Source organism: Pseudomonas fluorescens (genome assembly GCF_902497855.1).
GTDB classification, from domain to species: Bacteria; Pseudomonadota; Gammaproteobacteria; order Pseudomonadales; family Pseudomonadaceae; genus Aquipseudomonas; species Aquipseudomonas fluorescens_BI.
Window position 1 is genome coordinate 1 of sequence record NZ_CABVHU010000022.1, and the last position, 25,161, is coordinate 25,161.

General features: G+C 58.8%; 25 protein-coding genes and 1 pseudogene. 10 read left to right on the forward strand and 16 right to left on the reverse strand.

Annotated features, from left to right (window positions below):
* The 3 genes from F8N96_RS35575 to F8N96_RS30360 all read left to right on the forward strand — a co-directional run.
* The coding region (locus tag F8N96_RS35575; RefSeq protein WP_224794149.1) for a hypothetical protein at positions 1 to 275 on the forward strand (275 nt) is incomplete at its 5' end.
* Positions 276 to 294: 19 nt separating this feature from the next.
* Complete coding sequence (locus F8N96_RS35580) at positions 295 to 726, forward strand: type II toxin-antitoxin system Phd/YefM family antitoxin (protein WP_224794150.1); 432 nt, start codon at positions 295 to 297, stop codon at positions 724 to 726.
* On the forward strand, positions 723 to 1,100 hold the full coding sequence (locus F8N96_RS30360; protein ID WP_150800932.1) for a type II toxin-antitoxin system VapC family toxin: 378 nt from the start codon (positions 723 to 725) through the stop codon (positions 1,098 to 1,100). The genes F8N96_RS35580 and F8N96_RS30360 overlap by 4 nt, the downstream gene beginning before the upstream one ends.
* 14 nt (positions 1,101 to 1,114) lie before the next feature.
* On the opposite strand, the gene F8N96_RS30365 is transcribed toward F8N96_RS30360, so the two are convergent.
* The 4 genes and pseudogenes from F8N96_RS30365 to F8N96_RS30380 form a co-directional block, all read right to left on the reverse strand.
* Positions 1,115 to 1,903, reverse strand: a complete 789-nt coding sequence (locus tag F8N96_RS30365; RefSeq protein WP_150800933.1) for a nucleotidyltransferase family protein — start codon at positions 1,901 to 1,903, stop codon at positions 1,115 to 1,117.
* A 189-nt stretch (positions 1,904 to 2,092) separates the two neighbouring features.
* A pseudogene (locus F8N96_RS35585) lies at positions 2,093 to 2,278 on the reverse strand (hypothetical protein); the annotation flags it as partial.
* A gap of 3 nt (positions 2,279 to 2,281) precedes the next feature.
* A complete protein-coding gene (locus F8N96_RS30375) occupies positions 2,282 to 2,650 on the reverse strand; it encodes a hypothetical protein (RefSeq protein WP_224794151.1) in 369 nt (122 codons plus the stop codon).
* Positions 2,651 to 2,667: 17 nt separating this feature from the next.
* Positions 2,668 to 4,083 carry a PAAR domain-containing protein gene (locus F8N96_RS30380; RefSeq protein ID WP_150801015.1) on the reverse strand — a complete coding sequence of 472 codons (1,416 nt, stop codon included), beginning with the start codon at positions 4,081 to 4,083 and terminating at the stop codon, positions 2,668 to 2,670.
* 682 nt (positions 4,084 to 4,765) lie between these two features.
* On the opposite strand from F8N96_RS30380, the gene F8N96_RS30385 reads away from it, so the two are divergent.
* The 4 genes from F8N96_RS30385 to F8N96_RS30400 all read left to right on the forward strand — a co-directional run bounded on the left by F8N96_RS30385 (position 4,766) and on the right by F8N96_RS30400 (position 6,670).
* Positions 4,766 to 5,110, forward strand: coding sequence for a DUF6124 family protein (locus F8N96_RS30385; RefSeq protein WP_150800935.1), 345 nt, complete (start codon positions 4,766 to 4,768; stop codon positions 5,108 to 5,110).
* A gap of 53 nt (positions 5,111 to 5,163) precedes the next feature.
* Entirely contained in the window at positions 5,164 to 5,361 is a 198-nt protein-coding gene (locus tag F8N96_RS30390) for a hypothetical protein (RefSeq protein WP_150800936.1), read from the forward strand.
* A 242-nt stretch (positions 5,362 to 5,603) separates the two neighbouring features.
* The gene (locus F8N96_RS30395; RefSeq protein ID WP_224794152.1) at positions 5,604 to 6,173 is read left to right on the forward strand and encodes an antitoxin Xre/MbcA/ParS toxin-binding domain-containing protein; all 570 of its coding nucleotides are present in this window, start codon (positions 5,604 to 5,606) and stop codon (positions 6,171 to 6,173) included.
* Positions 6,173 to 6,670, forward strand: a complete 498-nt coding sequence (locus tag F8N96_RS30400) for an RES family NAD+ phosphorylase (RefSeq protein ID WP_150800937.1) — start codon at positions 6,173 to 6,175, stop codon at positions 6,668 to 6,670. The genes F8N96_RS30395 and F8N96_RS30400 overlap by 1 nt, the downstream gene beginning before the upstream one ends.
* Before the next feature lie 346 nt (positions 6,671 to 7,016).
* Here the strand turns inward: F8N96_RS30400 and F8N96_RS30405 are convergent, their stop codons facing one another.
* Genes F8N96_RS30405 through F8N96_RS30430 form a run of 6 tightly spaced genes read right to left on the reverse strand, consistent with a single transcriptional unit; the run spans position 7,017 to position 12,954 of the window.
* Positions 7,017 to 8,759 carry an ABC transporter substrate-binding protein gene (locus tag F8N96_RS30405; RefSeq protein WP_150800938.1) on the reverse strand — a complete coding sequence of 581 codons (1,743 nt, stop codon included), beginning with the start codon at positions 8,757 to 8,759 and terminating at the stop codon, positions 7,017 to 7,019.
* Positions 8,760 to 8,807: 48 nt separating this feature from the next.
* Positions 8,808 to 9,080, reverse strand: a complete 273-nt coding sequence (locus tag F8N96_RS30410) for a DUF2160 domain-containing protein (RefSeq protein WP_064678759.1) — start codon at positions 9,078 to 9,080, stop codon at positions 8,808 to 8,810.
* 10 nt (positions 9,081 to 9,090) lie between these two features.
* Entirely contained in the window at positions 9,091 to 9,891 is an 801-nt protein-coding gene (locus F8N96_RS30415) for a carbohydrate ABC transporter permease (protein WP_150800939.1), read from the reverse strand.
* An 8-nt stretch (positions 9,892 to 9,899) separates the two neighbouring features.
* Positions 9,900 to 10,766, reverse strand: coding sequence for a carbohydrate ABC transporter permease (locus F8N96_RS30420; protein ID WP_064678761.1), 867 nt, complete (start codon positions 10,764 to 10,766; stop codon positions 9,900 to 9,902).
* On the reverse strand, positions 10,763 to 11,860 hold the full coding sequence (locus tag F8N96_RS30425; RefSeq protein WP_150800940.1) for an ABC transporter ATP-binding protein: 1,098 nt from the start codon (positions 11,858 to 11,860) through the stop codon (positions 10,763 to 10,765). The genes F8N96_RS30420 and F8N96_RS30425 overlap by 4 nt, the downstream gene beginning before the upstream one ends.
* Positions 11,860 to 12,954 (reverse strand): ABC transporter ATP-binding protein, encoded by a 1,095-nt coding sequence (locus F8N96_RS30430; RefSeq protein ID WP_150800941.1) that lies wholly within the window; start codon positions 12,952 to 12,954, stop codon positions 11,860 to 11,862. Before F8N96_RS30430 ends, F8N96_RS30425 begins: the two co-directional genes overlap by 1 nt.
* A gap of 462 nt (positions 12,955 to 13,416) precedes the next feature.
* Between F8N96_RS30430 and F8N96_RS30435 the strand changes: the two genes are divergently transcribed.
* On the forward strand, positions 13,417 to 15,249 hold the full coding sequence (locus tag F8N96_RS30435; protein WP_150800942.1) for a sigma-54-dependent Fis family transcriptional regulator: 1,833 nt from the start codon (positions 13,417 to 13,419) through the stop codon (positions 15,247 to 15,249).
* A 214-nt stretch (positions 15,250 to 15,463) separates the two neighbouring features.
* Here F8N96_RS30435 and cysS read toward each other — a convergent pair whose 3' ends face one another.
* A complete protein-coding gene (cysS, locus tag F8N96_RS30440; RefSeq protein WP_150800943.1) occupies positions 15,464 to 16,846 on the reverse strand; it encodes a cysteine--tRNA ligase in 1,383 nt (460 codons plus the stop codon).
* A 17-nt stretch (positions 16,847 to 16,863) separates the two neighbouring features.
* Positions 16,864 to 18,561 (reverse strand): glutamine--tRNA ligase/YqeY domain fusion protein, encoded by a 1,698-nt coding sequence (locus F8N96_RS30445; RefSeq protein ID WP_150800944.1) that lies wholly within the window; start codon positions 18,559 to 18,561, stop codon positions 16,864 to 16,866.
* Positions 18,562 to 18,823: 262 nt separating this feature from the next.
* Here F8N96_RS30445 and F8N96_RS30450 point away from each other — a divergent pair, with 262 nt between their 5' ends.
* Together F8N96_RS30450 and lpxH are read left to right on the forward strand one after the other, a co-directional pair.
* On the forward strand, positions 18,824 to 19,327 hold the full coding sequence (locus F8N96_RS30450; protein ID WP_128869400.1) for a peptidylprolyl isomerase: 504 nt from the start codon (positions 18,824 to 18,826) through the stop codon (positions 19,325 to 19,327).
* On the forward strand, positions 19,324 to 20,076 hold the full coding sequence (gene lpxH, locus F8N96_RS30455) for a UDP-2,3-diacylglucosamine diphosphatase (RefSeq protein WP_150800945.1): 753 nt from the start codon (positions 19,324 to 19,326) through the stop codon (positions 20,074 to 20,076). Before F8N96_RS30450 ends, lpxH begins: the two co-directional genes overlap by 4 nt.
* Before the next feature lie 132 nt (positions 20,077 to 20,208).
* Here lpxH and F8N96_RS30460 read toward each other — a convergent pair whose 3' ends face one another.
* The 4 genes from F8N96_RS30460 to F8N96_RS30475 all read right to left on the reverse strand — a co-directional run bounded on the left by F8N96_RS30460 (position 20,209) and on the right by F8N96_RS30475 (position 25,059).
* Positions 20,209 to 21,738: a DHA2 family efflux MFS transporter permease subunit gene (locus F8N96_RS30460; protein WP_150800946.1), complete on the reverse strand. Its 1,530-nt coding sequence runs from the start codon at positions 21,736 to 21,738 to the stop codon at positions 20,209 to 20,211.
* A 163-nt stretch (positions 21,739 to 21,901) separates the two neighbouring features.
* Positions 21,902 to 23,104, reverse strand: coding sequence for an efflux RND transporter periplasmic adaptor subunit (locus F8N96_RS30465; RefSeq protein WP_150800947.1), 1,203 nt, complete (start codon positions 23,102 to 23,104; stop codon positions 21,902 to 21,904).
* A 15-nt stretch (positions 23,105 to 23,119) separates the two neighbouring features.
* Positions 23,120 to 24,589 carry an efflux transporter outer membrane subunit gene (locus tag F8N96_RS30470; RefSeq protein ID WP_150800948.1) on the reverse strand — a complete coding sequence of 490 codons (1,470 nt, stop codon included), beginning with the start codon at positions 24,587 to 24,589 and terminating at the stop codon, positions 23,120 to 23,122.
* On the reverse strand, positions 24,586 to 25,059 hold the full coding sequence (locus tag F8N96_RS30475; protein ID WP_150800949.1) for a MarR family winged helix-turn-helix transcriptional regulator: 474 nt from the start codon (positions 25,057 to 25,059) through the stop codon (positions 24,586 to 24,588). The genes F8N96_RS30470 and F8N96_RS30475 overlap by 4 nt, the downstream gene beginning before the upstream one ends.
* Positions 25,060 to 25,161: the final 102 nt, after the last annotated feature.

The following is a 25,161-nucleotide window of genomic DNA, read 5'->3' on the forward strand; positions in this document are numbered from 1 at the left end:
CGTCAGTTGATGGCGTTGATGGGCTGAAACGCCCTTTTTTGTCTGCTGCCCGCACAAAAGCAAACGCCCCGAACAAGTCGGGGCGTTTGATTGGAACCACCATCAGTGCGTTTTCACACAGTCTGTTCGGGTGCCGTTTTTGCGTTTGTAGGATTTTTTACCGCCGCGCTCTCCTCCTCCTGCAATACCCGAAAGCTCCCGCGGGAATGTCCGTTTCGTCCTACATCCAGCACTGCGCACTTGGGGCTATCTTGAATGACTGGCTGGATAGATAAAACAACGCGAGAAAGAACAATGAACCGTGACATCTTTTCCGAACTGGTAGACGGCCTCGACGCCTTGGCCGCTGAGCGTCAAGGTAATGTCACGCTGCTGACCTATCGAGTGAAACGCTCCAAATCGCCCCCCGTCCCACTTGAAGAATCGCGCATCTTTACCGCCCCCCAATATTCTGGCTATATTTGTCCAGAATATGGGAGAGAAACCATGATCGTCGTACCGTTGGCCGAAGCAAAAAACAATCTGTCCAAACTCGTCGACGACGCAGCCGCCGGCCAGATCATCACCATTGCCAAGCATGGTCGGGCCCTTGCCCGCCTGGTTCCCGTGGGGAAATCCAGCGGACGGCGCATCGGAGCGATGAAAGGCAAACTGGTACTTCCCGCAGACTTCGATGCTCCATTGCCGGATGACATGCTCGATGCTTTCGAAGGCGCCCAAGGGTGAGGCTTTTGCTCGACACCCATATTCTGCTCTGGACGCTCAGCGATGACTCCAGGTTATCCGCCAAAGCCAGAAAGGTCATTGAGAGCGCCGCCGACATTTACGTCAGCGCAGCGACATTCTGGGAGATGGCGATCAAGGTCGGGCTGGGAAAGCTGGACGTTGATATGGAGGAGATCCGCCAGTATTGCCTTGAAAGCGGGTTCATCGAACTGCCCGTGACTTCAGAACATGCGATTGCCGTGAAGGACCTTGAGCATCACCACCGCGACCCTTTCGACCGCCTGATTATTGCAACGGCCATGACAGAACCGATGAAACTGCTCACGGCCGATCCATTGGTTGCCAGGTATACGGATCTGGCTGTTTTGGTCTAATCGACCGCTACCCGTCAGGTAGGGATACCGCGACGTGCTTGCTGCTCGAGCATCCAGTCCTTAAAAGATCTGAGGGCTGCCGAAAACGTATCTGCTGCGGAGTCTGGCACCCTTGCCTGTCTCAGAAAATAATCAATGTCATGCCTCATTTTCGGAGCGATTCGTAAAAAGAGTTCTACATAATCCTCCAGTGTCAGAGGCCACGATTGCTCCTGATCCAGACGCAGGATGTTCGTCGACCTGATGAGTTTTCGGGACGCCTCGCGCTGCAAGCGACGTAGTTGCTCGGTATCAGTCGTACACTCAATCGACGTGGCGTACTTCCTTAGCATCCGAGCGAAATCTCCGTTGACTGCCATTGCGATCTCGCGTGAGGGCTTAAAACGCTGAAATTCGCTGCTAAGGTCACTTCCCCAAACACACCGGCAATGATGTTTTAGCCAGTAGCCCCAGCTAAAATGATTCTCAGGAGCCAGAGCTTCAGTGCGAGTTCCTACATCGAAATCAATCTTGGTGACTTCTGGATGTCGTTCCTGCAGCTCATCCTTTATACGCTCTAGCTGGCTGTTATAAAGTTCAAGTTGACCATTGATCAGCAGTGTGACATCCAAGTCTGACTCACCTGGTCTCGCTTGTCCGCGGGCAACGCTGCCATACAGGTAGATGCTATCTACTGCCGTCCCGAGCGCCTCGACCAAGGTCGGGCAGACATCTCCGACAACACTCTCAAACTCTGGTTGGAGATTGACAGCTGGCATGGTCTTAATGAATCCCTCGGCATCTGTGCCATGACCCTTATCCATGAAAATTGTCCGATTGGTTAGTGACTGTAGCAATCGTTAGCTGAGCGAGTAACTACCTGTCAAGCAGGAGTTCTGAAAAAAGGGACGGAATACCAATACCGATTTAATAGCCTGCCTATATGTACTTGGCGGCACGTCACAAGCATCCCCAGAGCCACTATTACAAACCTCCTGAATGGCCAATAGCTAAGAAACTCCACCAATACCAATGCCGATGTAACCACCGGTGCCCATGTACTTGGCAGCCCGACTGATCGCATTCACATGAGTGGAATACCCTGGTATTAGCCCCGGTAGTCCGGCCTTGTCCCAATGGTGCACCAGGCTACGGCTGGAAATACCGGGTGCCGTTTTAAGCTTGAGGTGAAGCCCCAAAAATCACTCCAACTTCATCAGCCCATACGCAATGAATCCCCAAACAGCAATGCCAGCCAGCATCACCGCTTTGATTTTCAAAAGACGCTTTAAATGGGGGGGGAAGTTTTTATTATCCTCGGGGTCCAGCTCGCCAATGCGGATTGAAACCCTTGGCATAGTCACCATCCCGGCGATTTTTGCTATTAGCAAGAGGCCCCCAAACCACCCCTGCTGCCGCAAACCTGGACCCCAGGTATGAACATAACGACTATTTTTTAAGGCCTCCAGCATGGCGTCTAGGTAACGCCATCTGAGGTACAGACTGTATGCAGTGCTCGCAATGGCCAGCAAAATCGGACCGGCTAGAATCCAAAAAGCTAGCCAGGACATCCAAAAATCCTTTCCCATCATGGCTGGGTTTTCTCGTATAAAATTTCACCCATTAACTCACCGCCATCACCCATATAAGTCGTACCCACCCATGCTCCAGTACCGATCAAGGTCGCGGCGCAGACAACTCCCCCAATTCCTGTAGAGACTCCAAGCGCCAGACAGATAGGTCCACTGACATATTTACCTATCTCTGCACCCGCAACGCCACCAAAGGTGGACCCAGCAAACTTTCCTCCCTCCGTAAACCTGACCTTCTCACAAGCGGCCCCAGAGCCAATATTACAAACCTCCTGAATGGCCAATAGCGAAGAAACGCCACCAATACCAATGCCGATGTAACCACCGGTGCTCATGTACTTGGCAGCCCGACTGATCGCATTCACATGAATGGAATACCCTGGTATCTGGCCCGGTCCCCCGGCCTTGTCCCAGTGATGCACCAGGCTGCGACTGGAGATACCAAGGGCCGTCTTCAACTTGGGGTGATCACCCAAGGTCGTCTGCCCACGCAAGCGGGTGGAGTTCAGCAGATGTGCATCCAGTTGGGCAAGCAGACGCTGGCGCTCGGTGAAGAACTGCGGCGATCTGAGGTGACCGTGCTGGCGATAGCTGTCCTGATGCAGGCGTTCCATGGCTTGAAGGGTATCGCGCAGGCTGGTCAGGTGCTTTTCCATCACCACCGCGCTAACGCCAAGCCAGGTCGAGGTCTTGCTGGTAAAACTGGCGATTTCAGCCGCGTGGCGGACCATGAAATCGGCTTCCTCCGGTGTCAGGGGATCGAGGTCAGCCTTGACCTGTTGAGCAGTCTGCATCAGCAGCGCTTCCTGATAGGTGCAGGAGGTGTTATCCGGATCGCTCAGCACGATCATCGATCCCGCTTTGAGATCGCCTGACCGGGGGTTGAGCGCCTGAAACTTGCTCATCACGGCCGGGTTGCGCGTGGGGAACAGCGTCGCTTCCAATGCTTCGCGGGTCATGCTTTTGGGCACGACATAGAAGCCAGGTTCCTGAGGCTCTGCGCTGTTGAATACCGCTGGCGCTGGAGGGCTTGAAGGGACGAAACCGGATTGACGCGGCGCTACCGAATGCCGGGCCGCCGCAGGAGAGTTCGGTTGAGCGGCGCTATGTGAGGCATTCCGCGCAGGACGTGCTTCATACTGATAGGTAGCCGTGAATACCGAAGGGATCAGTTGTGCTTTACAGGGACAATTGCTGTAGCTGTCCAGCGTGCCAGCCACGTGCTTGCCATGACTGATTATGTGCGAAACGCCACCGACGATTCGATAAGTCTCGCCGTCCTCTCCACAGGTGACTCGATCGCCTTCGCGAGCATGAGCCAGGCCATACATCATGACTCTGGTATCGCCATCCAGGACTTTGCCACCGCAGGTGGTCTTGTCATTCAAGCCAATGAAATAACCCTCATTCATTGATGTACTTCTCCATTTCATGCGACTGAGTCCACGATGTTTTCGACCGTAGACTGAGAATATTGGGCGACGACGAATAAGACGGTGGAACGCGTACTGAAAGCAATCCAATGGCATAGTCAAATGAACGAATAGGAGTTTTCGTAATAACAAACAACCAATTTCCTACAGCGGAAGTTTCAAAATGTAACTTTTCTTTAAAATGTAAGCGCGGTGTCTGTGTTGTTTCTTTCACGAACGAGCGCAGCCCGATGGATAGACTAAACAACGACATCTTCCTGGACTGTGTGAAAACCCTACTGACCTGAGCGGCGCTCAAAGAAATTTAAACACTCATGTTTAATCGCTTCGAAAATTACTTCGTGAAAAGCCACAACACCTTGCGGCGTTACCTACAGGTAAGACAGAATCCGCCGGCTTGTGCGCCGTGAGCCTTGGTTCTATCGTTTCCGTGCCGCTGAAAATTTAGCGACCGGGCTTGGAAACCCGACGGGTAAACGACACTAAGGCACTCTTCATAACGTACTCGTTCGCACTATGTGCATTTCGTTATGGCGGCTGTGCGTGGGAGACCTTTTGGGTCTGCCGGGCTCGTTTACCCTGGTTTTCCAACCTGCGTACAGCTGCCACCCCTTCGCTTGGAAACGAATGTGGCAGCCTCACCAGTAAACGAGGATTTGCCATGTTCAAAGTCACACCCAACCCGCCGGACACCGATCCGGCATCTCCGTGCGAAACCCTCGACGCCGCCGAGCGCGCCCTCGACTATCACCCAAAGCCGGACGTCCCCATCATGGACAACCCGCGCACTCCCGGCACCATGTTCATCGTCAACCCGGAACTCGATACCGAAACCCTGCTGGCCCATGCTTGCGAGTCGCTGGCCTCGGCCAATGTCATGACGATGGATTTGGCGGACCACACGGATGGGCCCAGGCGCAATACCCTATTAGGCATCGCGCAAGTCATCATGCTGGGTGAGCTGGCGGTGACCCGGGCGCTGGATCGGCTTGACCCGATTGAATAGTCCCGGCCGCAGTGGCTTCGGCTAACTGTCACGAAATCAACGCGAGAACGAAAATGAAACGTGACAGCTTTTTTGAACCGGTTGAAGACTTTGATGGGTTGGCTGCTGAGCGTGTGAGTGATGCAGAACTCTGTTACCAACGCATAGGAGCAATGAAAGTAAAACTGGTGCTTCCCGAAGACTTCGACGCGCCATTATCCAACGAAATGTTTGATGCTTTTGAAGGTTCTTCGCGATCCCTATACCAGTAATTCAGTGGTGCCAAGGGCTGGAAAGCTTTGTTGTCCGGGATGGCCTCTTCGCTGGCAAGCCAGCTCCTACAGGGATCTGTGGTGTTCGCACCCATGCTGACGACGCAAAACTGTGTTCAGTATTTGTTGTAGCACTTCATTGGCAAGCATTGGGGTTCTCAATGTTGGCCAATGAAGAGCTAGGTGCTCTCTGCCATTTGGCATTATAGTAAATGCCAGATGTCTTGACGCCGGAGGCTACCATGAGTGCCAGGAAGAAAATCGAACCCACCGATGGGGCCCGCGTAAGAGTCGATCGGGTCGGTACGGCTAAATCGCGCAACGCTGAAGCGGCCTTGGCGCTTTTGAAAAACAACCAGCCTGCGGTGGCATTGACTGATACACCTCGCGCCACACACATGGTTGCGATATTGCTCCACGGCGACGTGAGTGATGATCGTATGGAGATTTATAGGGCCGTAAGAAACGGTTTCCCGCTTCAGTCGGTGATCGACATGATTGAACACAGTGACGTTTACAAACGGTATGGCGTGCTGTCGAGGATCGTGGGCGCATCTGATCGCACCCTGGCCCGACGGTTGAAATACCCCGAAGAAGTCTTGACCTCCGAGCAAAGCACGCGCGCACTCTATTATGCCGAGGTGTTGGAGAAGGCCACCGATGTGTTGGGCTCGCGTGAGCTGGCCGAGCAATGGATGGTCAAACCTGCTCGCGGCCTGGATGGTGAGATGCCCATTGATTTGATTTCCAACTCGGTGGGTTATGAGCTGGTGACTGACTTTCTGACGCGCATCGAGTACGGGGTCTATTGATGGCTAAAGACCCTTTAAGCAGTGAGATTCACTTCTGGCGCCTTGACGCTGCTGAGTATGCCCCCACCTGGCATTTGGGTGTGGGGGCAGAAAAGGTGGGTGGACGCTGGAACCCGAAAGGCATGGCCACGGTTTATGCCAGCCTGGATGCCTCTACGGCCATTCTTGAGGTGGCCGTACACAAGGATTTCGATGCGTTGGATTGCAAGCCCCATCGCCTGACGCAGGCCCGTGTGCTGGACCCGTCGAGGATTTATGTGGTGCAGCCCGACAGCATTGCAAACCCTCATTGGTTGGTACCCGGCACGCCTAGCCGCAGCCAGCAACAGTTCGGTGCCGACCTGCTGAACCAGCATCCCTTTGTATTGGTGCCTTCCAGCGTGTCGCCGCATAGCTGGAATTTGCTGATGAACCCGCAAATGGCTGATGGCTTGTACGAGCTGGTGCTGCAAGAGCCTTTCGGCCTGGATGGCCGGCTTAATAAGCCTCAAGCCTGAAGAGCATTCTTTCCTAAAGTCCCCAACGCACAGTCGATCAAAACTTGTGGGAGCGGGCTTGCCCGCGATGGCGGAGGAACAGGCGCTGGTAGTCTGTTGTCATGGTGAGTGTTTCAGGCTGGAGAGCTTTGTTGTCCGGGATGGCCTCTTCGCTGGCAAGCCAGCTCCTACAGGGGGTTGTGGCTGGACGGATGCATTATGGCGCGGCGCAGGGATTGTTGCCGGATGAACGAATTGTGGCGTAACGCAAAACCTGTAGGAGCCGGCTTGCTGGCGAAAGCGGTGGCACAGGCACACTCAAAAACGGCACCTTCCGGTGCCGTCCGCCTTTCACAGCACAACCAATTTATTTACGCGCCGCCTCCCACGATTTCAACAGCTCGGCATAACTCACGGTTTCACCTTTAGGCTTCTCGTTCGCCAGTTTCGGCTTCGGTGCGCCTGGCTGATCGAACCAGTACTGCGCATCCCGCTCAGGATTCATTTTCGGCGCGCAGGTCGCTTGCGCCTTGGAGCGTTCCAGACGGGTCATGATCGCGTCCTGATCCTTGGCCAGGCCATCCAGCGCCTGCTGCGGGGTTTTCTCGCCACTGGCCGCTTCGGCGATGTGGCTCCACCACAGTTGCGCCAGCCGCGGATAGTCCGGCACGTTGGTCCCGGTCGGGGTCCATTGCACGCGGGCCGGGCTGCGGTAGAACTCCACCAGGCCACCGAGTTTCGGTGCCAGGTCGGTCATGGCTTGGGAGTTGATGTCCGATTCGCGGATCGGGGTCAGGCCGACGATGGTTTTCTTCAGGGACACGGTTTTCGAGGTCACGAACTGCGCGTACAGCCAGGCCGCCAGTCTTTGCTTCTCGGGGGTGGATTTGAGGAAGGTCCAGGAACCGGCGTCCTGATAGCCGAGTTTCATGCCCTCTTCCCAATACGGCCCCTTCGGCGAGGGCGCCATGCGCCATTTCGGTGTGCCGTCGGTGTTCATCACCGGCAGGCCCGGCTTGGTCATGTCGGCGGTAAACGCGGTGTACCAGAAGATCTGCTGGGCGATGTTGCCCTGGGAAGGTACCGGGCCCGACTCGGAGAAGGTCATGCCCGCCGCTTCCGGCGGGGCATATTTTTTCAGCCAGTCGACGTATTTGGTGGTGGCGTAGACTGCCGCCGGGCCGTTGGTGTCGCCACCGCGGGTAATGCTGGAACCGACCGGATGGCAGTCTTCGACGCGGATGCCCCACTCGTCCACCGGCAAGCCGTTGGGGATGCCCTTGTCGCCGGCGCCGGCCATGGAGAACCAGGCATCGGTGAAGCGCCAGCCCAGGGACGGGTCTTTCTTGCCGTAGTCCATGTGCCCGTAGATGCGTTTACCGTCGATTTCCTTGACGTCCTCGCTGAAAAATTTGGCGATGTCTTCATAGGCCGACCAGTTCACCGGCACACCCAGTTCGTAGCCGTACTTTTCCTTGAACTTGGCTTTCAGGTCCGCCCGCTCGAACCAGTCGGCGCGGAACCAGTAGAGGTTGGCGAACTGTTGGTCGGGGAGCTGATAGATCTTGCCGTCCGGCGCGGTGGTGAAGGAAATGCCGATGAAGTCCTTGATGTCCAGGGTCGGCGAGGTGAAGTTCTTGCCTTCGTTGGCCATCAGGTCGGTGATCGATTCGGTCTTGCCGTAGCGAAAGTGCGTGCCGATCAGGTCCGAGTCGTTGACCCAGCCGTCATAGATGTTCTTGTCCGACTGCATCTGGGTCTGCAGCTTTTCCACCACGTCGCCTTCCTGCAGCAGGTCGTGGGTCAGCTTGATCCCGGTGATCTCGGTGAAGGCCTTGGCCAGCACCTTGGATTCATATTCGTGGGTGGCGATGGTTTCGGAGACGACCTTGATATTCATGCCGCGAAACGGCTCGGCGGCCTTGATGAACCACTTCAACTCCGCGAGCTGCTGCTCTGGCGTGAGGGTAGACGGTTTGAACTCGCTGCCTAGCCATTTTTTGGCGGCGTCTTCATAGGCATCGGCCCAGGCCGCAGCGCTCAAACCGCTGAGTGCCAGCATGGCTGCCAATGAAACGCTATGTCGCAGCTTATTGTTTTTGTCGAACATAGAGACCTCCTGTTTAGGTTTCGGAGCAACGTTGCCGATCGATTTCGACTAGCCCCAACGCATCACAGCCAACAGCCACACCAGGGACACCGCGAACGCGACCCAGATGCTCCATTCGGTAGCGCCGATTACCAGCAGATGCAGGTAGGCGCTGCCGAGAAGACCGATAAACAACCGATCGCCACGGGTGGTGGCAATCGGCAAGAAACCTCGCCGAGGGACACTCGGCGAGCGTAATTCCCAGGTCGTCATGCCCACCAGGATCAAGGCAATGGCGCAGAAGAACGCCGCGGTGGGGACGGTCCAACTCATCCATTCCATCATCAGCTCCTCATACCCGGCCCAGGGCAAAGCCCTTGGCCACGTGGTTACGAACAAACCAGATCACAAGCATGCCCGGCAGGATAGTCAACACCCCCGCCGCCGCCAGCACGCCCCAGTCGATGCCCGACGCCGAGACCGTGCGCGTCATCACCGCGGCGATGGGCTTGGCGTTCACCGAGGTCAGGGTTCGCGCCAGCAGCAGTTCGACCCAGGAAAACATGAAGCAGAAAAACGCCGTGACACCGATCCCGGAACCGATCAGCGGGACGAAAATCTTGACGAAGAACTTGGGGAAACTGTAGCCGTCGATGTAGGCGGTTTCGTCGATTTCCTTGGGCACGCCGGACATGAAGCCTTCGAGAATCCACACCGCCAACGGCACGTTGAACAGACAATGGGCCAACGCCACCGCGATGTGCGTATCGAACAGACCGATCGAGGAGTACAGCTGGAAGAACGGCAGCAGGAAGACCGCCGGCGGTGCCATGCGATTGGTCAGCAGCCAGAAGAACAGGTGCTTGTCACCAAGGAAACGATAACGCGAGAACGCGTAGGCCGCCGGCAGCGCCACGCTCAGCGAGATCACCGTGTTCAGGCTCACGTAGTACAGCGAGTTGAGGTAACCGGTGTACCAGCTCGGGTCGGTGAAGATCACCTTGTAGTTGGCGAAGGTGAAGTCCTGGGGAAACAGCGTCAGGCCCCCGAGGATTTCGCCGTTGCTCTTGAAGGACATGTTCAGCAGCCAGTAGATCGGCACCAGCAGGAACAGGATGTAGATCAGCAGGGGTATAAGCTTTCTCTTGCTCATGGCAGACCTCAGCGGTTGGCGTCAGCGTGAGTCATGGCGGTATAGAACAGCCAGGACACCAACAGGATGATCAGGAAGTACACCAGCGAGAACGCCGCTGCCGGGCCCAGGTCGAATTGCCCTACAGCCATTTGGGTCAAGGTCTGACTCAAGAAAGTGGTGGCATTTCCCGGCCCTCCCCCCGTGAGTACGAATGGCTCGGTGTAGATCATGAAGCTGTCCATGAACCGCAACATCACCGCGATCAGCAGCACGCTCTTGAGCTTGGGCAGCTGGATATGCCGGAACACCGCCCAGGCCGAGGCCCGATCGATCCGCGCCGCTTGGTAGTACACGTCCGGAATCGCCCGCAGGCCGGAGAAACACAACAGCGCCACCAACGACGTCCAGTGCCAGACGTCCATCACCAGCACCGTGACCCAGGCGTCCATGGTGTTGGCCGCATAGTTGTAGTTGATACCCATGGCCTTGAGGCTCGCCCCGAGCAGGCCGATGTCCGCCCGGCCGAAGATCTGCCAGATGGTGCCGACCACGTTCCACGGGATCAGCAGCGGGATCGCCAGGATGATCAGCACCAGCGACGACCAGCGCCCCTTGGTCGGCATGGTCAGGGCGATGGCGATGCCCAGGGGGATTTCGATCAGCAGCACGCACCCGGAGTAGATGAACTGGCGCAGCAGCGAGTCGTGCAAGCGCGGATCGAGCAGCACCTGCCGGTACCAGTCGGCGCCGACGAAGTAGCGGCTGGACTGGTCGAAGATGTCCTGTACCGAGTAGTTGACCACGGTCATCATCGGGATCACCGCACTGAACGCCACCAGCAAAAACACCGGCAACACCAGCCACCAGGCCTTGTTGTTGTACACCTTGTTCATGGCTGTGCCTCCAGCAGGTAGTCATCGGCATACACCATCAACCATTGCGCCGGGAAGCTGATGTACGCCGTACCTTCGGGCACCGGCTTGTCTTCGGCCAGGCGCACTTTCAGCGGCGCGCCGTCGAGGTTCAGTGTCACGATCTTGTAGGTGCCCAGGTCTTCGACGTGTACGACTTGGGCCCGCAGCGCGTCATCAAAGGGTTCGTCCCACACGTGGACGAACTCCGGACGGATACCGACCTTCAGGGTTTGCCACTCGGACTCGGCGATGCGTTGCTGTTGTGCCTCGGACAGCGGCAAGTGGGTCGAGGCGAACCCGACGCCGCCAGGTTGCGGCTGCACCTCGATCAGGTTCATGCCCGGGCTGCCGATGAAATAGCCGACAAAGGTGTGGCTTGGCCGCTCGAACAGTTCCCGTGGAGTACCGAACTGCACGATCTGCCCGCCGTACATCACCGCGATCTTGTCGGCGAAGGTCGAGGCCTCCAGCTGATCGTGGGTCACGTAGACCATGGTGATGTTGAACTGCTCGTGGATCTGCTTGAGCTTGCGCCGCAGCTTCCACTTCAGGTGCGGGTCGATCACCGTCAGCGGCTCGTCGAACAGGATCGCCGACACGTCATCACGCACCAATCCCCGGCCCATGGAGACTTTCTGTTTTTCATCGGCGGTGAGGTTGCGCGCCTTCTTGCTCAGCAGTGTCTGGAGGTCGAGGACTTCGGCGATCTCCTGCACTTTGCTGTGGATTTTCGCCTCGGCCATGCCCTGGTTGCGCAGCGGGAAGGCCAGGTTGTCGTACACCGTCATGGTGTCGTAGACCACCGGAAACTGGAAAACCTGAGCGATATTGCGCTTCTCCGGGGTCAGCTCGTTGACCACTTTGCTGTCGAACAGCACCTGGCCCTGGGATGGGCTGAGCAACCCGGAAATGATGTTGAGCAAAGTCGACTTGCCGCAGCCCGAAGGCCCGAGCAAGGCGTAGGCACCACCCTGCTCCCAGACATGGTCCATCTCGCGGATCGCGTAATCGTCGGGGCCGGTCGGCGTGCGGGTGTAGCTGTGGGCGAGGTTCTGCAAGCGGATTTCGGCCATCAGGCAACCCTCGCGATACGGCGGCCGGGCGCCTGGACCAGCCGCCCCCGGGTATCGAACACAAACAGTTTATGGGTCGGTATGTAGATGCGAATCGGCGCGTCGACATCGTATTCATGGACCCCGGGCAGGTGCAGCACCAGCAGGAAATGCTCGTTGCGCACGTGCAGGAAGGTTTCCGAACCGCTGATCTCCGCCACCTCGACGGTCACCGCCAGTTCCAGATCGTCATCGTTGCTGGGCACCAGCGAAATGTGGCTGGGCCGCACGCCGAAGCGGAACTCGCCCTCGCCCACCGGCCGCAGATCCACGTTCAATGGAAAGTGCACGAAATTGGCGAAACTCACCTCGTTGCCGGCGATGCGCCCAGGCATCAGGTTGATCGGCGGCTCGCTGAACAATTCAGCGGCCAGCACGGTTTGCGGCTGGTGATACACCGAAGAGGACTTGCCGCTCTGGATCACCCGGCCTTCATGCAGAATGGTCGTGGTGCCGCCCAGGGCCAGGGCTTCGTTGGGTTCGGTGGTGGCGTAGATGGCGATGGTGTGATGCGCCTTGAACAGCTCGCGCATCTCCTGACGCAGTTCTTCGCGCAGTTTGTAGTCGAGGTTGACCAGAGGCTCGTCGAACAGGATCAGCTCGGCGTCCTTGACCAGCGCCCTGGCCATGGCCGTGCGCTGTTGCTGGCCACCGGAGAGTTCCAGCGGATAACGCTGCAGGAATTTTTCGATGCGCAGCATCTTTGCGGTTTCCAGCACCTTGCTCTGGATCAGTTCGTTGGAAACGCCGCCCTGGCGCAACGGCGAAGCAATGTTCTCGAACACCGTCATGGTCGGGTAGTTGATGAACTGCTGATAGACCATCGACACATTGCGCAGCCGCACCGGGCGCTGGGTGACGTCGACGCCATTCATCAGGATGCGGCCGCTGTCGGGCTTGTCCAGGCCGGCCATCAGGCGCATGAGGCTGGTTTTGCCGGACAGGGTGCGGCCGAGCAACACGTTGAAGGATCCGGGTTCGAAATCAAGGCACGCATCGTCGATCCAGGTCTGGCCCTCGACGGTGCGGCTGACGTGCTCCAGGGTTAATGACATGGCTCGGCCTTTTTTATTATTGGAGTCAAGCGACCTGAGCGATAGAGCGAGTTTTGTGCCAGAAAATATAAGCCTTTGATCCGGTTTGAAAATTCCTCACAGGACGGCAGAACCGTGTTCATTGCTGAACAGAAATGAACAGCCTTCACTGAACATTTGAACAACCCGTCGATTGACAATGAACAATAGTGAACAACACTCTATGGACCGTTTCGCGCTCCCTGTAAGAGCCCGGCCTGGGCGAAGGCGTCATCGAAATCGCCTTCGCCGGCAAGCCGGGCTCCTACAGGGAACTACGGGCACAGGACAGAATTGCAAAACCTGTGGGAGCGAGCCTGCTCGCGAAAGCAGTTGGTCAGCCAACATTAATGTCGACTGACACTCCCTCTTCGCGAGCAGGCTCGCTCCCACAGGGGAGTACCTATAACAACAAAAAATTTTGTTATTCAGAGATCGACTGCCATGGCCGCTCCCGCCCTGCCGCTCTCCCATGACGCCATCATCCAGGACTCCTGGTCCCGTTGCCGCGCGTTCGGTCTCGATCATCAGAGCGCCCCTGCGTTCGACCAGTTGTCGGCCGAGGGCGTCGCCCGGTTGCTGGAGAGCCAGCACTCACTGGTGCAGACCACCCACCAGGAAGTCCTGCCCTATTACGAAAACATCCTGAGCAATTCCAATTGCCTGATCATGCTCGCCGACAATCAGGGCCAGGTGCTGACATCCTGGGGTATCCAGCGTTTTATCGAGCCCAGACTGACCCGCGGCTTCAGCGCCGGCGCCAGCTGGATGGAACGCTGCAGCGGCACCAATGCGATCGGCACCGCGCTGGCCTGCGAGCAGGCGGTGCATATCGAGCACGATGAACACTTCCTGAAGGCCAACCGCTTCATGACCGGTTCCGCCGCGCCGATTTTCGATGCCGAACGCCAGGTGATCGCGGTACTCGATGTCTCCAGCGACAGTTACCTGCCGCCGTCCCACACCCTCGGCATGGTCAAGATGATGAGCCAGACCGTGGAGAACCGGCTGATCCTCAACCTGTTCCATGGCCAGCACTTTCAACTGACCTTCAACACCGGGCTGAACAACCTCGACAGCCAATGGGCCGGGCTGTTGATTTTCGATGAGAGCGGCCAGGTGCTGTCCGCCAATCGCCGGGCCGACAACCTGCTGGGCATCAGCCTGTCGCGGGTCCGTGTCGAAAGCCTGTTCAAGGTGTCGCTATCGGAGCTGTTGAACCAGCCCGAAGGGTTACCCTTTGCGCTGCAAGCCTCCGGACGCAACCGCTTTCAGTGCCTGTTGAAACGGCCGAAGCAAGCACCTGTCCAGGCGCCGCTGGTTGTTGAACCGGCGGTGACCGCGCCTGCCGCCATCAGCCTGAGCACCCTGCATTTTGGCGACAGCCGCGTGGAAAAAGCCGTGCGCCAGGCCGAGCGCTTGTTGGAAAAGGACATACCCCTGTTGATCCATGGGGAAACCGGGGTCGGCAAGGAAGTCTTCGTCAAAGCCCTGCATCAGGCCAGCTCCCGTAGCAAACAATCGTTCATCGCCGTCAACTGTGCGGCGATCCCCGCCGAACTGGTGGAGTCCGAGCTGTTCGGCTATGAGAAAGGCGCGTTCACCGGGGCCAATCAGAAAGGCAGCATCGGGCTGATCCGCAAGGCGGATAAAGGCACGCTGTTTCTCGATGAAATCGGCGACATGCCGTTGCCGACCCAGGCCAGGTTATTGAGGGTGTTGCAGGAGCGTTGCGTGCAACCGGTGGGCAGCAGCGAGCTGTTCCCGGTGGACATTCGCATTATCTCGGCGACCAACCGGTCGCTGCGCGAGCAGGTTCAGTTGGGGCGGTTTCGTGAAGACCTTTATTACCGGATAGGCGGCTTGACCCTGGAACTGCCTCCCCTGCGCGAACGCAGTGACAAGCAGGCACTGTTCAAGCGCCTGTGGGAGCAGCATCGTGAGCCGTCGCAGTGGGCCGGATTGAGTCGTGAAGTGCTGGAATTGTTCAGCCGCCATCCGTGGCCGGGGAATTTAAGGCAGGTCAGCAGTGTGATTCAGGTGGCGCTGGCCATGGCCGAGGAACAGCCGGTGCGTCTGGAGCATTTGCCGGATGATTTTTTTGTGGATCTGGAGATGGAGCCGGTCGAGGTGGAGGAACCCTTGGCGTTGGATTTGAATGATGTGGAGGAATTGAATCGGCAGTTGCAGGCGGTGGGGGGGAATATCTCGCACTTGGCGCGGCGCCTTGGGGTTAGCCGGAATACCCTCTACAAGCGATTGCGCCAGACTGAATGACAAGAGAACTGCAGATGCGGTGTTCGGCTTTAGACCTTCGCTGGCAAGCCAGCTCCTACAAGGTCGCGTCGATTGCTAACATTGCGAACGACGCAATCCCTGTAGGAGCTGGCTTGCCAGCGAAGGCGTCAGCATTGTCGATACAGCATTCGCTGCCATACCCAAAAACAAAAACCCGCACAAGGCGGGTTTTGTTTTGTAGCAAACACAGCAATCAGTCAGCCAGACGCCAGGTCGTCCCGCCCTTCCCGTCTTCCAGCACCACGCCCATGGCGGTCAGCTGGTCGCGGATTCGGTCGGATTCGGCCCAGTCTTTACCAGCACGAGCTGCCAGACGCGCAGCAATCAGCGCATCGACCTCAGCCGCATCGACCCGCCCTTCGGCACCGGCCTGCAGGAAGTCGTCGGCTTCAAGCTGCAACACACCCAGCACGCTGGCCAGTTCTTTCAAACGGGCAGCCAGGCCGGCGGCGGCGTTCAAATCGCTCTCGCGCAGGCGGTTGATCTCGCGCACCATCTCGAACAGCACCGCGCAGGCTTCCGGTGTGCCAAAGTCGTCGTTCATCACCTGGGTAAAGCGCTCGACGAACGCTTCGCCACCGGCCGGCGCCACGTTCGGCAGGCCTTTCAACGCGTGGTAGAAACGCTCGAGGGCGCCCTTGGCGTCCTTGAGGTTGTCTTCCGAGTAGTTGATCGCGCTGCGGTAGTGGCTCGATACCAGCAGGTAACGCACGACTTCCGGGTGGTACTTGTCGAGCACGTCGCGGATGGTGAAGAAGTTGTTCAAGGACTTGGACATCTTCTCGCCATTGATGCGAATCATGCCGCAATGCATCCACGCGTTGGCGTAGGTCTTGCCAGTAGCCGCTTCGCTCTGGGCGATTTCGTTTTCGTGGTGCGGGAACTCGAGGTCGCTGCCGCCGCCATGAATGTCGAAGGTCTCGCCCAGGCAGCAGGTCGACATCACCGAGCACTCAATGTGCCAGCCCGGACGACCGTCGCCCCACGGCGATGGCCAGCTCGGTTCGCCTGGCTTGGCGCCTTTCCACAGCACGAAGTCCAACGGGTCCTGCTTGGATTCGTCGACTTCGATCCGCGCGCCGATGCGCAGGTCTTCGATTTTCTTGCGCGACAGCTTGCCGTAGCCCATGAACTTGGCGACGCGGTAGTACACGTCGCCATTGCCCGGGGCGTAGGCATAGCCCTTGTCGATCAGGGTCTGGATCATCGCGTGCATGCCGGGGATATGCCCGGTGGCGCGCGGCTCCATGTCCGGTTTCTGGATGTTCAGGCGCGCTTCGTCTTCGTGCATCGCCGCGATCATGCGCTCGGTCAGCGCTTCGAACGACTCGCCGTTTTCACGGGCGCGATTGATGATCTTGTCGTCGATGTCGGTGATGTTGCGCACGTAGGTCAGGTCGAAACCGCTGAAGCGCAGCCAGCGCGTCACCAGATCGAAGGCGACCATGCTGCGGCCGTGGCCCAGGTGGCAGTAGTCGTACACGGTCATCCCGCAGACGTACATGCGCACCTTGTTGCCATCCAGGGGTTTGAAGACTTCTTTGCTCTTGGTGAGCGTGTTGTAGATCGAAAGCACTTTAGAGGTTCCTTGAATCACTGGCCCCACGAATCACGCAAGGTCACGGTACGGTTGAATACCGGAGCACCTGGTTTCGAGTCCTTGATATCCGCGACGAAGTAACCTTCGCGCTCGAACTGGAAACGGTCTTCCGGCAGTGCGTTGCCAAGCGAAGGCTCGGCACGACAACCGGTGAGGACTTGCAGCGAGTCAGGGTTGATGTTGTCCAGGAAACCGGCGCTGTCTTCGGCTTTCTCAGGGTTCGGCGAACGGAACAGGCGATCGTACAGACGCACTTCGCATTCGACGCTGGCCGCGGCCGGTACCCAGTGCACCACGCCCTTGACCTTGCGGCCTTCAGGGTTCTTGCCCAGTGTTTGCGGGTCATAGGAGCAACGCAGTTCAACGATATTGCCGTCGGCGTCCTTGATCGCTTCGTCGGCACGGATCACGTAGCTGCCGCGCAGACGCACTTCGCCATTCGGCTCCAGGCGCTTGTAGCCTTTTGGCGGCTCTTCCATGAAGTCTTCACGGTCGATGTAGAGCTCACGGGCGAACGGCAATACGCGCACGCCCATGTCTTCTTTCGGGTGGCATGGCAGTTCGAGGTTCTCGACCTGGCCTTCCGGGTAGTTGGTGATCACGACTTTCAGCGGACGCAATACGCACATGGCACGGGGGGCGCTGTGGTCGAGGTCGTCGCGGATGCTGAATTCGAGCATGCCGAAGTCGACCACGCCGTCGGAACGGTTGGTGCCGATCATTTCGCAGAAATTGCGGATCGATTTCGGCGTGTAGCCACGGCGGCGGAAACCCGACAGCGTGGACATGCGCGGATCGTCCCAGCCATTGACGTGCTTCTCGTCCACCAGTTGCTTGAGCTTGCGCTTGCTGGTGATGGTGTAGTTCAGGTTCAGGCGGCTGAACTCGTACTGGCGCGGGTTCGCAGGAACCGGCAGGTTCTCCAGGAACCACTCGTACAGTGGACGGTGGCTTTCGAACTCCAGGGTGCAGATCGAGTGGGTGATGCCTTCAATGGCGTCCGACTGACCGTGGGTGAAGTCGTAGTTCGGGTAGATGCACCACTTGTCACCGGTCTGGTGGTGGTGCGCGTGACGGATGCGATACATGATCGGGTCGCGCAGGTTCATGTTCGGCGAGGCCATGTCGATCTTGGCCCGCAGCACCCGTGCGCCGTCCGGGAATTCACCGGCGCGCATGCGGGCGAACCAGTCGAGGTTTTCTTCCACGGAGCGATCGCGGAACGGGCTGTTCTTGCCCGGCTCGGTCAGGGTGCCGCGGTATTGCTTGGCCTGATCCGGGGTCAGGTCGTCGACGTAGGCCTTGCCGGCCTTGATCAGCTCGACGGCCCAGTCGTGCAACTGGTCGAAATACTGCGAGGCATAGCGCACTTCACCGGACCATTGGAAGCCCAGCCATTTGACGTCGCTTTCGATCGCGTCGATGTATTCCTGGTCTTCCTTGGCCGGGTTGGTGTCGTCGAAACGCAGGTGCGTGACGCCGCCGAATTCCTGGGCCAGGCCGAAGTTCACACAGATCGACTTGGCGTGACCGATGTGCAGGTAACCGTTGGGCTCAGGCGGGAAACGGGTGACGATCTGCGTGTGCTTACCCGAGTCCAGGTCCGCCTGGATGATCGGGCGCAGGAAATTGACCGGCACGGCAGGGCCGGTCTTGGAATTCGAGGTAGGGTCGACAGTGGGCTTGCTCATAGGATCCTTGAACGTACAAGTGCGCGGCCAGTTGGCCAAATCAAAGCGGCTGTTATAAATCAAAGGGGCTTATCATAGCCGATGCTGTCAAGTCGCTGACAGAGCAGGCCCGAAAACGGCTGCATTTAATCGGATGCAAATGAAAAACGGCCTCGAAATTCGCGCCCGGCACGCTAAACTGCGCACCTTGGCCAACATTGGCCGGACCGGTTGAGGGCTGCCGAGCCTCGAAACCCACGAATTCATAGAAAGAGAAACCATCATGACCCAAGTCAAACTGACCACCAACCATGGCGACATCGTCCTGGAACTGAACGCTGAAAAGGCACCGCTGACCGTTGCCAACTTCATCGAATACGTCAAAGCCGGTCACTACGAAAACACCGTTTTCCACCGCGTCATCGGTAACTTCATGATCCAGGGCGGCGGTTTCGAGCCAGGCATGAAAGAAAAGAAAGACAAGCGCCCAAGCATCCAGAACGAAGCCGACAACGGCCTGCCAAACGAGAAGTACACCGTGGCCATGGCCCGTACCATGGAGCCGCATTCGGCGTCCGCCCAGTTCTTCATCAACGTGGCTGACAACAGCTTCCTGAACCACAGCGCCAAGACCACTCAAGGCTGGGGCTACGCAGTATTCGCCAAAGTCGTTGCCGGCACCGACGTCGTCGACAAGATCAAGGGTGTTTCCACCACCATGAAGTCCGGCCACCAGGACGTGCCAGCAGAAGACGTGATCATCGAGAAAGCCGAGATCATTGAGTGATACTGCTGATTTCAGACTTGCATCTGGAAGAGGAGCGCCCGGACATTACCCGGGCGTTTCTGGATTTGCTCGCCGGGCGCGCCCGCTCGGCGAGTGCGTTATATATCCTGGGCGATTTTTTCGAAGCGTGGATTGGCGACGATGCCATGACCACCTTCCAGCGTTCCATCTGCCAGGCCCTGCGCGATCTCAGCGACAGCGGCACGGCCATTTATCTGATGCACGGCAATCGCGACTTCATGCTCGGCAAGGCCTTTTGCAAACAGGCCGGCTGCACATTATTGAAGGACCCGAGTGTCGTGCAGTTTTACGGCGAGCCGGTGCTGTTGATGCACGGCGACAGCCTCTGCACCCGTGACGTCAGCTATATGAAGCTGCGACGCTACCTGCGTAATCCCGTGACCTTGTTCATCCTGCGCCATTTGCCCCTGGGCACCCGGCAGAAGCTGGCGCGCAAGCTGCGCAGTGAAAGCCGTGCGCAAACGCGAATGAAGGCCAACGACATCGTCGATGTCACGCCAGACGAGGTGCCGCGGATCATGCAGGCCTACGGCGTGAAAACCTTGATCCATGGCCATACCCATCGCCCCGCCATCCACAAGTTGCAGATTGGCGAGCAGGCGGCCAGGCGCATAGTGCTGGGGGATTGGGATCGTCAGGGCTGGGCGTTGCAGGTGGATGAGCAAGGGTTCGCGCTGGCGCCGTTCGACTTCGCCCCGCCACCGCAACTGGCGGCGCCCGCAACCTGACTGCCGAACACAAATCCCCTGTAGGAGCTGGCTTGCCAGCGAAGGCGCCGGATCAGTTAACATCTTCGTTGAATGTGAAACCGCCTTCGCCGGCAAGCCAGCTCCTACAGTGGGATTGTCGGCAACCCGGGCTTAGTGGCCGGAGGCAGCCGGCCCCGCCTTCGCCGCAAACGGCGGTTTCGCCAGCCACACCAGCACAATCAAGCCCATGAATGCCCACCCCAGCAACGTGAAGTAATCCACGGTGGAGAGCATGTACGCCTGACTGGTCAGCACATGGTCCAGTTGCGCATAGGCCTGATTGCTCGCCCCGCCCAAGCTGTTCAGCGCCTCGCGGGTAGCCGGCTCATAGGTGCTGATGCTTTCGCTCATATAGGCGTGGTGCTGATCGGCCCGGCGAATCCAGATCCACGTCGTCAGCGACGCCGCAAAACTGCCGCCCAAGGTCCGCAGGAAGGTCGCAAGGCCCGCGCCGTCGGCGATCTGGCTCGGTGGCAGGTCTGACATCAAAATGCTCAAGGTCGGCATGAAGAACAGCGCCACGCCAATCCCCATGAACAGCTGCACCAGGGCGATGTGCTGGAAGTCCACTTCGTTGGTAAACCCGGCACGCATGAAGCAGCTCAGGCCAATCGCCAGGAACGCCAGGCCGGCCAGCAGCCGCAGGTCGAACTTGTGTGCGTATTTGCCGACAAATGGCGACATCAACACCGGCAAAATACCGATCGGCGCCACCGCCAGCCCCGCCCAGGTCGCCGTGTAACCCATCTGGGTTTGCAGCCATTGCGGCAGGATCAGGTTGATCCCGAAAAACCCGGCGTAACCCAACACCAACACAATGGTGCCGATGCGGAAATTGCGGTAAGCGAACAGCCGCAGATTGACCACCGGGTGTTTGTCGGTCATTTCCCAGATCACGAACACCGCCAGCGCTATCACTGAAATGGCCGCGCCGATGAGGATGAAGCTCGACTCGAACCAGTCCAGGTCATTGCCCTTGTCGAGGATCACCTGCAAGGCGCCGACGCCAATGATCAGTGTGATCAAACCGACGTAATCCATCGGCTGGTAGCTGGTTTCCACCGGCCGCGCCTTGAGTTGCTGGCGCACCACCATCACCGCGAAAACACCGATCGGCACGTTGATAAAGAAGATCCACGGCCAGCTATAGCTGTCGGTAATCCAGCCGCCGAGGATAGGACCGGCAATCGGCGCCACCACCGTGACCATCGCCAGCAACGCCAGGGCCATGCCGCGCCTGGCCGGCGGATACACCGCGATCAGCAGCGTCTGGGTCATCGGGTACAACGGACCGGCGACCAGGCCTTGCAGCACCCGAAAGCCGATCAACTCAGGCATCGAAGTCGAAATACCGCAGAGAAACGAGGCCAGCACAAACAGCACGGTCGCCCAGAGAAACAGCTTCACTTCACCGAAGCGTCGGCTCAACCAACCGGTCAATGGCAGCGCAATCGCGTTGCTCACCGCGAACGAAGTGATGACCCAGGTGCCCTGCTCCGAACTCACGCCCAGGTTGCCGGATATCGTCGGCAACGCCACGTTGGCGATGGTGGTGTCGAGCACCTGCATGAAGGTCGCCAGCGACAGGCCGATGGTGCTGAGCACCAGGCTGGGCGGCGTGAAAGACGCGTTATTGCTCATCGCGAATCCTTTGAAACTGGGCAGGCGCGGCACCATTCAATGGACGCCGCTGGCCTTGTGGGAGCGAGCCTGCTCGCGAAAGCGGTGATTCAGTCAACAGAGATGTTGAATAGAAGACCGCTTTCGCGAGCAGGCTCGCTCCCACAGGTCGGTGGGATGGCGATCAGCGTTGAGCGGTTTTGCTGACCGCTGCGCTGTTGTCGTGGATCAAACGAGTGATCATTGCGTCGGCCTCGGCCAACTGACGGTCGTAGACGCTGGTGCTGAACGAAGCCTTTTGCGGCGGTTGTTGCGCCAGCACCGGACCGCTCTGGTCATGCAGGTTCACATTGACCTGGGTCGACAGGCCGACCCGCAGTGGATGTTTTGCAAGCTCTTCGGCGTTGATGTGGATCCGCACCGGCACCCGCTGGACGATCTTGATCCAGTTACCCGTGGCGTTCTGTGCTGGCAGCAAGGCAAATGCGCTGCCGGTGCCAGCGCCGAGGCTGTCGATGGTGCCGCTGAATTTCACGTCGCTGCCGTACAGGTCGGCTTCGATGTCCACCGGCTGGCCGATGCGCATGTCACGCAGCTGGGTTTCCTTGAAGTTGGCGTCGATCCACAGCTGATCCAGCGGAATCACCGCCATCAGCGCCGTGCCCGGCTGCACCCGCTGCCCGAGTTGCACGGTGCGCTTGGCGACGTAACCGGTCACCGGTGCGATCAAGGTGCTGCGCGAGTTGTTCAAGTAAGCCTGACGCAATTGCGCAGCAGCGGACATAACGTCCGGGTGCGACGAAACCACGGTGTCATCGACCAGCGCACTGGTGGTTTTCAGTTGCTGTCTGGCGTTGGCCAAGGCGTTTTGCGCCGAGGTCAGGTCGTCGCGAGCATGGGACAGTTCTTCCTGGGAAATCGCGCCGCCAGCGGCGAGGTTTTTCCGGCGATTGAAGTTGTCCTGAGCCTTCTGCACTTCAGCTTGTTGGGCGTTGACCTGGGCTTTCATGCCGTCGACGTTGCTGTACAAGCCGCGCACCTGGCGCACGGTGCGGGCCAGGTTGGCCTGGGCACTTTGCAGGCCGACTTCGGCATCGTTCGGGTCGAAGTTGATCAGCACCTGGCCTTCCTGGACCAGGTCGCCGTCGTCGGCGCCGATGCTGACCACGGTGCCGGTGACCAGCGGAGTGATTTCCACCACGTTGCCGTTTACATAGGCGTCGTCGGTGCTTTCGTTCCAGCGCCCGTAGAGTTCGTGATAACCCCAGACGCCCAGGCCGGTGAGTATCACCACCAGCGCCAGGACCAGCAGCATGACTTTGCGCTTGCGCTGATTGCTCGCGTCTTGCGGGGTGTCAGGGGCTTGAGTTGTATCGGCAGTAGCCATGACGAGTACCTTGAATTAGTTGTGCTGCGTGGCTGGGGTTGCGTTGGCTGCGGTCAGGGTGTCGCCCTGGAAACCGCCCCCCAGCGCCTGCATGAGTTGGATCGACAGATCGATCTGCTCGGCATTCAGGCTGGCCAGCTGACGCTGGGCCTGGAGCAGTTGCTGCTCGATGCTGAGCACGTCCAGGTAATTGCCGATGCCGGAACCGTAACGCTGGACCACGGTGTTGTATGACTGCTGGGCAATGTCGGTGGCGTGTTGCTGGGCCCCGATCTGCCGACCGATATCGCGCAACTGGTTAATGGTGTCGCTGACATCGCCCAGGGCTTTGACCAGGCTTTTGTTGTACTGCGCCACCGCGAGGTCGTAATCGGCGTCGCGGGCATCGAGATCGGCACGCAGGCGGCCACCGTCGAAAATCGGCACGGAGATCGTCGGCGCAATGTTGAAGAAACGACTGGCGGAGCCGAACATCGCATCGCCCAGCAACGACTCGGCACCGGCCGCGGCGCTCAGGTTGAGGTTGGGGTAGAAGCGGGTTTTGCCGGCGTCGATATTCTTGCTCGCCGCCTCGACCCGCCAGCGCGCTGCCACCAGGTCCGGACGGCGGCCGAGCAGCTCGGCCGGCAGCACCGATGGCAGTGCCACGGCGCTGGCCTGGAGAATGTTCGGCCGGGCGATGTCGTTGCCGCGATCCGGGCCTTTGCCAAGCAGGACAGCCAAGGCGATTTTCGCGCTTTGCAGGCGTTTTTCGGCGTCGATCAGGCTGGCTTCCGACGAAGCTTGCAGGCTTTCGGTCTGCTGGAACTGGTACTGACTGTCGATCCCGGAACTCAGGCGCCGCTGGCTCAGGTCGAGCATCTGCCGGGTGCGCTTGAGGTCTTCGCTGGCCAGATCATGGACGATGTGCGCCTGCCCCAGATCGCTGTAGGCGCGGGCGACGTCGGCCGCCAGCGTCAACTGCGCCGCCTGCCGGTCGACTTCGGCGGCACGTGCCTGGCCCAGTGCGGCTTCCCAGGCGTCGCGCTGGCCGCCCCAGAGGTCGAAGTTGTAATTGAAACTGGCGCCGATGTTGCGCACGGTGGAGTAGGCATCGCCCTGCCCGTTCGGGTCCTGATCCCGCGCCAGGCGCGAGCGGCTGATGCCGGCGCTGGCATCGAGGGTCGGCATCCGTTCGGCGTCGGCGGCGTAAGCGGCGGCGCTGGCCTGATGGGCGCGGGCGTCGGCGATTTGCATGTCCGGGCTGTCGTGCAGGGCTTCGCGGATCAGCCCGTCGAGCTGCGGGTCGCCGAGGCTTTTCCACCAGTCGCTTTTCGGCCAGGCCGCCGGCGACAGGGTCACGCCGCTGAGGGATTGTGCGGCCTTGAGGTTTTTCGCTTCGAGGCTGACGCCTTCGGTGTTCAGGCCGCTGTAGCTGGCGCAACCGGCCAGGGTCATGGCCAACAGCACCAGACTGAGGCCGGTGCGCAAGGTTTTACTGTTCATTTGTCACCTACCCGCAGCAGAGTGATCGAGTCACCGGCGGCCACCAGGATTTTCTTGAGGATCTGTTCCAGGGTGTTCAGTTCTTCCGGGGTGATGGCCCCGGCCAATTCATTCATGGCGTCGGCGCCGATGTGTGGCAAGCGGTCGGCGAGCTTCTGCCCCTCTGCGGTCAGCACCAACCGGACCTGGCGGCGATCCGCCTCGGAACGCTGACGGGCAAGGAAACCTTTCTGTTGCAGACGGTCGAGCATGCGGGTCATCGAACCGCTGTCCAGGGACAGGTGGCGGCAGAGTTCGGCCGGGGTATCGACGCCGAACTGGGCCATGATGATCAGGACCTTGAACTGCGCGGACGTGATGCCGTGGGGTTCCATGTGGGTGTCGATGATCCGGTCCTTGAGCAGCGCCGCGCGCCCGAGCAGGAGGCCGAGATGGCACGTGTGGAATTCGTCCGGGGAGAAATGTTTCATCTGACCACCAATTAGCTGCCTAGGCAGAGAATATATGTCCAGATGTTACTGCCTAGGCAGCGAATGTCAACGCAATAGTTAGGTTGCTTGCTATTTTATTGA